Origin of the sequence: Rossellomorea sp. NPDC071047, from assembly GCF_050270195.1 — a bacterium.
In the GTDB taxonomy this organism is placed as follows: Bacteria; Bacillota; Bacilli; order Bacillales; family Bacillaceae_B; genus Rossellomorea.
In genome coordinates this window covers 1-1077 of sequence record NZ_JBNNJT010000019.1, presented here as the reverse complement: position 1 = coordinate 1077, position 1077 = coordinate 1, and the positions used below count along the sequence as shown (strand labels likewise).

General features: G+C 41.0%; 1 protein-coding gene. It reads right to left on the bottom strand.

Going from position 1 to position 1077, the window contains the following annotated elements; translation table 11 throughout:
• Nucleotides 1-506: 506 nt before the first annotated feature.
• On the bottom strand, nt 507-1077 hold a 571-nt coding region (locus tag ACQKFO_RS23585), incomplete at its 5' end, for an IS110 family transposase (RefSeq protein ID WP_427601484.1).

Below are 1077 nucleotides of genomic sequence, written 5' to 3'. Positions count from 1 at the left end.
GAGCCTCCTGATATGAACGAAACTGTCAATACTCATTATCCACATCGATTTAAAGGCAGCTTTAATAAAAGAAGCCATTTTAGCTCCTTCTTTTATTTTATGTTAAAGCCGTTACTGGCTAGACTTTCTCCTTCTTTAGCTTACTGACCACTCCTCATCTCATCCCATAGCTGTCAAGGGTTTTTCTTGATAGCTATGGGATGAGATGAGACGATTTTTGAGCTAAAGAAACTATATACTTTCCCCCTTTATTTATTAGAAGGTAAGAACACGGCACGAAGGCAAAAATTCTACTGCGGTTTGCATTCTGATATTCGTGGGTTCACACATTTTATCTTTCCGTATAAAGGACTGATCCACTAACTCGGGTCGTGCGTTAATCTAAAGAGATATAGCACAGAGGAGGCCACGTGGGTTTTCCTTTCCGGTTTTACTCTTTGCCTTCGAGCCCTATTCTCATTCTTCTATGGTTTTACCTTACTCTTCGAGCTACAAGTATTCGTTTTTTAATTTATTTTGAGTCTTGGTGTTTCTTCTACTTCTTGCATTACAGCCCATATAAACCCTGCCAATTCTCTAGCCACAGCCGTTACTGCTTTTCCCTTTTCTTTTCCTCTGGATAGTAGACGATAATACTTATTGTGAAGTCGATTTTGTGCTTTCCAAGATATAGCTTGAATGGTAGGAGATTGGCCACTTTGTCTCCGTTTAAGTTCACCCCTGACTGCCGGTTGGTAACGGTAGCTCCAGGCTGATTCCACCAGTAACCTTCGAACATGTCTATTACCCGTTTTGGTAATGTTTCCTTGTCTTCGCCTTTCTCCACTTGAATACTCACTGGGGATTAGTCCAACATAGGCCATAAATTCTCGAGGAGTAGAAAAACGCTTGAAAGACCCGACTTCAGCTACAATACTTGTCGCCGTGACAAGTGCAACTCCCCTTAGTGCTTGGAGCGCTTGTATTCTAGGTGCATGTACGCCTTCATTCGCTTGAATTCTAATTTCTTCTTCTAGTCGCAAAATTCGTTGCTTTAACTCTTTTAATTGGTGATAATACTCCTGGAATACAACACGT